Raw genomic sequence first — 7,146 nt, forward strand, 5'->3', positions numbered from 1 at the left:
ATCCTCGCTCCTGACGTCGTCAGGCAAGCCCACGAGCCCACGAGGACACGGCACCCATGTCCAGATCCCGCAGGGTCGCGCTCACCACCGTGAGCGCCGCCCTCCTCGCGACGGTCGCCACGGCGCCCGCCCACGCGAGCCCGGCGCCGGCCGACCCCGCACCCGCGGCCTCCGCGACGACCGCAGTCACGACCGCCGCCACGACCGCGGCACCGCCCGGAACCCACACCGTCACCCTCATCACCGGCGACGTCGTCACCACCCGGCAGACCGGCACCGGTGGCACCGTCGAGGTACGCGCCGCCGACGGCACCCCGGCCGCCGTCCACGTCATCGAGTCCGGCGGCGACCTGTACGTGTACCCGCGGTCCGCGCTGCCGTACGTCGCCGGCGGCTCGCTCGACCGCGACCTGTTCGACGTGAGCCTCTTGGTCTCGGACGGGTACGACGACGCGCACACCGGCACGCTGCCGCTGATCGTCAGCTACCGGAGCACGGGCGCGCAGAGCCTGCGCGCGACTCCGGCCGCGCCGGCCGGATCGGCACGGGTCCGCACGCTGGGCACGGTGCACGGTGCCGCGCTGGCCGAGGACCGGCACAAGGCGGGCGAGTTCTGGACCGCGGTGACCGCGGCCAGCGCGACGACGTCCGGCGCCACGGCATCCGGGGCGACGTCATCCAGCGCGACGTCATCCAGCGCGACGTCATCCAGCGCGACGTCATCCAGCGCGACGGCATCCGGGGCGACGGCATCCGGCGCGGCGAGCGGGAACGGCGCGACGGCCGCTGTCGCCCCGGCCGCCAACGGCGGTCCGGCCCTCGGCGCCGGCATCGCGAAGATCTGGCTGGACGGCCGGGTCAGGGCCGACCTCGCCGACACCACGGCGCAGATCGGCGCGCCCCGGGTCTGGGCCGGCGGCGACACCGGGCAGGGCGTGACGGTCGCCGTCCTGGACACCGGCATCGACGCGGGCCATCCCGACCTCGCCGGGCAGATCGCGGACGAGTCCGTGTTCGTACCGGGCTCGGACATCGTGGACCGGGCCGGCCACGGTACCCACGTCGCCTCCACCATCGCGGGCACCGGCGCGGCGTCGGGCGGCACCGAGCGCGGCGTCGCGCCGGGCGCCCGGCTCGACATCGGCAAGGTACTCGGCGACGACGGCAGCGGCCAGGACTCGTGGATCCTCGCCGGCATGGAGTGGGCCGCCGTCGACGAGCACGCGAAGATCATCAGCATGAGCCTCGGTTCGCTGGACCCGACCGACGGCACCGACCCGGTGAGCGAGGCGGTCGACACGCTCAGCGCGCAGACCGGTGCGCTGTTCGTCGTCGCGGCCGGCAACTCGGGCGCACCGTCGACCGTCAGCGCGCCCGGCGCGGCCGACGCCGCCCTGACTGTCGGCGCTGTGGACGGCAACGACCAGCTGGCCGGCTTCTCCAGCCAGGGACCGCGGCTGTCCGACCAGGCCATCAAGCCGGAGTTGACGGCGCCGGGCGTGGACGTGCTCGCCGCCCGGTCGCAGTACTCGTCCGAGGGCGAGGGCTACTACACCACGATGAGCGGTACGTCGATGGCGACGCCGCACGTCGCCGGCACGGCCGCGCTGCTACTCGCGAAACATCCGGGGTGGACCGGTCAGCAGCTCAAGGACGCGCTGGTCAGCACGTCCGCGCCGACGCCGGGGTACGACCCGTACCAGGCCGGCGACGGCCGGGTCGACGCCGCCGCCGCGGTGGACGCGAGCGTGTTCGGCACCGGTACCGTCTCGTTCGGCGTCCCCGCTCAGAAGCCGGCGACCGGCACGCTCACGAAACCGGTGACGTACACGAACACCGGCGCCCAGCCGGTCACGCTGAACCTCGCGGTCGATCCGGGACCCGCCCCCGCCGGACTGTTCACGCTGCCGGCCAGCGTGACCGTCCCGGCTGGTGGCACCGCGACCGTCACGCTGGCCGTGGACCCGGCGAAGCTTGCCAGCGGCACGAACGCCACCGGCCGGATCGTGGCGACCGGGGACGGCGGCCGGGTCCTGGCGCGCACCGCGGTCGCGGTGGGCACGGTGGTGCCGTACCACACGCTGAGCCTGGTGCTGAAGGACCATGCGGGCAATCCGATGTCGGGCACCGTGGAGCTGCTGCAGCAGGGCTCACCGGACAACCCGCAGTTCATCTACGTCGACGAGACCGGCCGCACGGACCTGTTCCTCCCGCAGACGGTGTACTCGGCGATGATGTTCGCGGACGTGCCGGGCAGCCACGGCCCGGACTCGCTGGGGCTCGCGCTTCTCGGCAACCCGGACATCGACCTCACCCAGGACACCCAGGTGACACTCGACGCGTCCACCGTCACCCGGGTCCAGGCCGTCACCCCGCGGGCCAGCTCCGACACGTACACCCGGCTGGAGTACTTCCGCTCGCTGCCCGGCGTCTCCTGGCGCTCGTACCTCGAGGGCGGCGTGTACTACGACAGCTTCTGGGCACAGCCGACCAGCACGACCACCCGGCACGGCGACTTCTTCTTCGCCGCCCGGTGGCGCAAGGAGCAGCCGGTACTCGACGTGGCCGGCGGCGGCACCGACTTCGACGACCTGGTACGCCAGCTCGGAACCACTCAGCTGCCACAGGGGCTCTGGAAGCTCCCGAGCGTGTACGCCGGCAACGGTGCGGCGAGCGACTACGCGGGCATCGACGCCCGCGGCAAGGTCGCGGTGGTGCGGCACAACGCGGACGTGCCCGACGCGACCCAGGCCGACGCCGCCGCCGCGGCCGGCGTCAAGCTGCTGCTGGTGGTCAACGACCAGGTGTACCGCCAGCAGCGCCGGTACACCCGCGACCCCACCCGGCCGACCCCGATCGAGGTCGCGCTGATCAGCGAGGACGAGGGCGCGAAGCTCATCTCGCAGCTCCAGCGCGGCCCAGTCACGTTGACCGTCTCCTCACAGCCGGTCAGCGACTTCGTCTACGACCTGATGGAGACCGACCACAACCGCATCCCGAAGAACCTCGTGCAGCAGGAGAACTCCGGCAACCTGGCGACGATCCGGGTCGGCTTCGACGAGCCCGATCCGGCCGCGCCCGGTGGTGAGTTCCGGTTCGACTGGCCGTCGTACTCCGACTGGGGCATCGGCGGGCTGAGCAACCGGCCGCTGGCCGCGCAGCGTACCGACTGGGTGTCAGTCGGCAGCGGGTACCAGTGGGGCCAGGAGGCGTACAACGCCGCCACCGTGTACGAAATCGACAACCGGCAGACCTACCGGCCCGGCTCAGTCACCAGCGAACAGTTCTTCACGCCGATCGAGCGCCCGCACCTGAACAACAACTACAAGGCGCCCACCCGGACCGGCGATGCGATCAGCGTCGACATTCCGGGCTGGGGCGGCGGCGACCACGTCGGTGAGGCGTTGGACTTCGCCACCCAGACGACCGCCGTCTACCAGGGCGCGACCCTGCTCGGCCAAGGCAACGGCACGTTCACCACGGTGAGCGCGCCGGGCAGCGGGCGGCTGCCGTACCGGGTCGACGTCCAGACCGCACAGGATCCGGCGGCCGGCCCGCTGTCGGCGTCGACCCGGACCGAGTGGACCTTCCGCTCCCAGGCGCCCGCGGCCGGCACCACGGCGGTCCTTCCGTTGCTGCAACTGGAGTACGGCGTCGAGGTCGGTACGGACGGGACCGCGCACCGCAACCCGGCACTCACCCTGTCCGCGGTGCACCTGCCCGGCGCCACCGGCACCGGCACGGTCGGTGCCGTCGGGCTGAGCGTGTCGTACGACGACGGCGCGCACTGGCAGAACGTGTCACTGAGTGGAAACAAAAACGGTACGTGGACCGCGCACCTGCACGTACCGAACGGATCGCGGTTCGTGTCGATCCGTGCCACCGCCCACGACTCGGTGGGCAACTCGGTCGACCAGACCGTCATCCACGCGTTCGGCGTGAAGTAACCGGCGGGGTCCCGTGGTTGGCGCGGCGCCAGCCACGGGACCGTCACGGACCCCGCCGTCACGGACCCCGCCGGATCGGACCCCACCGGATCGGCCGGCGACTCCCGCGAAAGCCTCCCCGCAGCCATCGTTATATCGGCAACTCTCGTTTCTACACGACGCACCGGCCCGCTGACCAGGGATCCGAACGGCAACAGTCTTTTAACATTAAATCTAAAGTAGAGTGTTGCATCGAGCGTCGTCGACTGATCGTATTGCTGGAGAGGGGTGTTCTGAGGTACCGCAAGGGCGCGCGGTCGCGCCGCCCGCACGGCCCACTCAGCACGCGACGACACCCGCGGACAGCGGAGATCTGCCCGGGTCCGCGGCAGACAACGGCCGTCGTCAGACGGACGTGGGAGGCGATGTCGGCAGATGACCACCAGCGAGAGTTCAGGTCTGTCCCGTCGAACGCTACTTCGGACCACCGCCGCGGCCGGTGCCGCGGCGGCCGCCACCACCGTCATCCATCCTGGCCTCGCCGCCGCGGCACCGGCGCACGCGGCCAAGCCCGACCTCCCGGCGCAGCCCGCCGCCAAGGCCGGTTCGATCCCCACCCCGGAGCAGTATTTCGGATTCCGGATCGGCTCCGACGGCAACCTCGCGACGTGGGGCAAGATGGTGCCCTACTACCAACTGGTCGCGTCGAAGAGCAACCGGTTCATCTACGAAGAGGTCGGCAAGACCACGCTCGGAAACCCGTACGTGATGCTGACCATCAGCTCGCCGAAGAACCTGGCCAACCTCGACAACCTCATCGCGGCGAACAGCAAGCTGGCCGATCCGCGCGGACTGTCGCCGACGGACGCCCAGGAGATCGCCCGCACCAGCAAGCCCTTCTACTACGTGCAGGCGGGCATCCACTCCACCGAGGTCGGCAACTCGCAGGCGACCGTGGAATGGGTCTACCGGCTGGCCACCGAGCAGTCGGACTACATCGACGGCATCCTGGACAATCTCGTCATCCTGCTGGTGCCGTGCCAGAACCCGGACGGGCTTGTGCTGGTCAACGACTACTTCGTCTCCACCGCCGGCACCAACTACTCGCGCACCTACCCGGACCTGTACCACAAGTACTGCGGGCACGACGACAACCGTGACTGGTTCATGCTCACCCAGGTCGAGAGCCACCTGAACGTGTCGATCCAGAACAAGTACCACCCGCAGATCTTCCAGGACTCGCACCAGGCCGGTTCCGGCGCGCCGCGGATGTTCACACCGCCGTACCTGTCGCCGTACGACATCAACATCGACCCGATCACCGTGCAGCAGACCGACACCCTCGGCCTGGCGATGCAGCGGGGCATGACCGCCGCCGGGATGAAGGGCGTCGGCTGGGGCGCCGAGTACGACTACTGGACCCCGTCCCGGCAGTACTGCGTCTACCACGGGGCGGTGCGCATCCTCACCGAGGCGGCCAGTTGCAGCAACCTCGCGTACCCGCTGGTGAGCGACACCCCGATCGGCCAGCAGACGACCGACATCAACTTCATCGAGCCGTACGACCAGAAGACCTGGACGCTGCGGCAGATCGTCGACTACGTGTCGCAGGCGTTCTACTCCGGCATCGAGGCGGTCGCCTACGACACCTACAACTGGCTCTACAACTTCTACCGGCTCAGCGCCAAGGCGGTGAACCGCACCAGCCCGTACGCGTACGTCATCCCGGCCGGGCAGCGCGATCCGCAGGCGGTGCGCGACGCGCTCGACATCTTCCACACCGGCGCGGTCGAGATCCGGCAGGCGCAGGCGGCGTTCGCCGCCGGCGGGAAGCAGTACCCGGCCGGGTCGTACGTCATCTACCTCAACCAGCCGTACGCCGGCTTCGCCAAGACCCTGCTCGAGGTGCAGGACTACCCGCTGCTGCTGGAGTACCCGGGTGGCCCGCCGCAGACCCCGTACGACGTGACCGCACAGACCCTGCCGATGCTGCTGGGTTTCCAGGCCGACGCGATCGGCAGCTCGTTCTCGGCGAGCACCAAGTTGCTGACCGCGGTCAAACCGCCGGCGGTCACCATGCCGGCGGCACCGCCGTCCGGCGGCGCGTACGCGTTCGGTCCCGAGTCCTACGGCGTCTTCCAGATCGTCGCCAAGCTGCAGAAGCAGAACATTCCCACGTTCCGGGCCGGGGCCTCGTTCACCGACGGCGGCCGCACGTTCCCGGTGGGTACGTTCCTCGTCCCGCCGACCGACGCCGCCCGGCAGGTGCTGCAGAACCAGTCGAAGAACACCGGCATCCCGGTCGCCGCGCTGGCCGCCGTGCCGGGCGTGGCCGGTGTCCAGCTCAAGCCCCGCACCAAAATCGGCCTGCTCAAGCCGCCGAACAACCTGCCGTCGGGCTGGCTGATGTGGATGTTCGACCAGTACGGCGTGGACTACGCCATCGTGAAGGCGCAGGACTACGGCAACCTGGCCGGCAAGTTCGACGCCATCGTCATGCCGCAGGGAGTGAGCAAGAACTCCATCGTCAACGGGCTCAACCCGAACAACTACCCGCCGGACTGGAGCTGGGCGTTCGGGGTGGGCAACGACGGCTGGACGAAGCTGCACGACTACGTGACCGGCGGCGGGACCCTGGTCGCGTACGGCAGCGCCAGCAGCACCGCACAGCAACTGTTCAACCTGCCCATCACCTCCATCCTGCCCAGCGACTCGACGCAGTTCTACTGCCCGGGTTCCCTACTGAGCCAGGAAATCGACACCGACGACCCGGTCGCCTGGGGCATGGACGCCCACAATCCGGTGTGGTTCAACGAGGACCGCGCGTACAAGCTCACCGACACGACGGCGTACCCGGTGCACGTGGTCGCCAAGTACCCGGACAGCGGCGACCAGCTCCAGAGCGGTTGGCTGATCGGCGGCCAGTACCTCAACGGCGCCGTCAACGGCCTGTCCTGGACCGTCGGCAAGGGCTACGTCGTGACGTTCGGCAGCGAGATCGGGTTCCGCACCTGGAACCGGGGCGAGGAGAAGATGGTGTTCAACGCCATGTACTACGGCCCGTCGACGAAGCTCACCCCCGAGGCGTTCCAGCGGCTCGGCCAGTAGACCTCCGGACCGTGGGGCGGGATCGTCGCCGATCCCGCCCCGCCTGGCACGAACGTGGAGTGCACGAGATGACCGGACCGGACAGCCCCGAGAATTCCGGCGAAGCGAGCCC

Annotated in this window: 2 protein-coding genes; both read left to right on the forward strand. The window is 70.1% G+C overall.

The genetic code is table 11. From position 1 onward, the window contains the following. Nucleotides 1–56 precede the first annotated feature (56 nt). Nucleotides 57–3,947 (forward strand): S8 family serine peptidase, encoded by a 3,891-nt coding sequence (locus Raf01_RS41290; protein ID WP_203923586.1) that lies wholly within the window; start codon nucleotides 57–59, stop codon nucleotides 3,945–3,947. 414 nt (nucleotides 3,948–4,361) lie between these two features. Beyond that, a complete protein-coding gene (locus tag Raf01_RS41295) occupies nucleotides 4,362–7,034 on the forward strand; it encodes a M14 family zinc carboxypeptidase (RefSeq protein ID WP_203923587.1) in 2,673 nt (890 codons plus the stop codon). Nucleotides 7,035–7,146: the final 112 nt, after the last annotated feature.

Source organism: Rugosimonospora africana (genome assembly GCF_016862975.1).
GTDB classification, from domain to species: domain Bacteria; phylum Actinomycetota; class Actinomycetes; order Mycobacteriales; family Micromonosporaceae; genus Rugosimonospora; species Rugosimonospora africana.

Excerpts from the sequence above, each read along its gene's own strand:
- Raf01_RS41295 (WP_203923587.1), top strand. The coding sequence starts at position 4,362 with ATGACCACCAGCGAGAGTTCAGGTCTGTCCCGTCGAACGCTACTTCGG.
- Raf01_RS41290 (WP_203923586.1), top strand. The coding sequence starts at position 57 with ATGTCCAGATCCCGCAGGGTCGCGCTCACCACCGTGAGCGCCGCCCTC.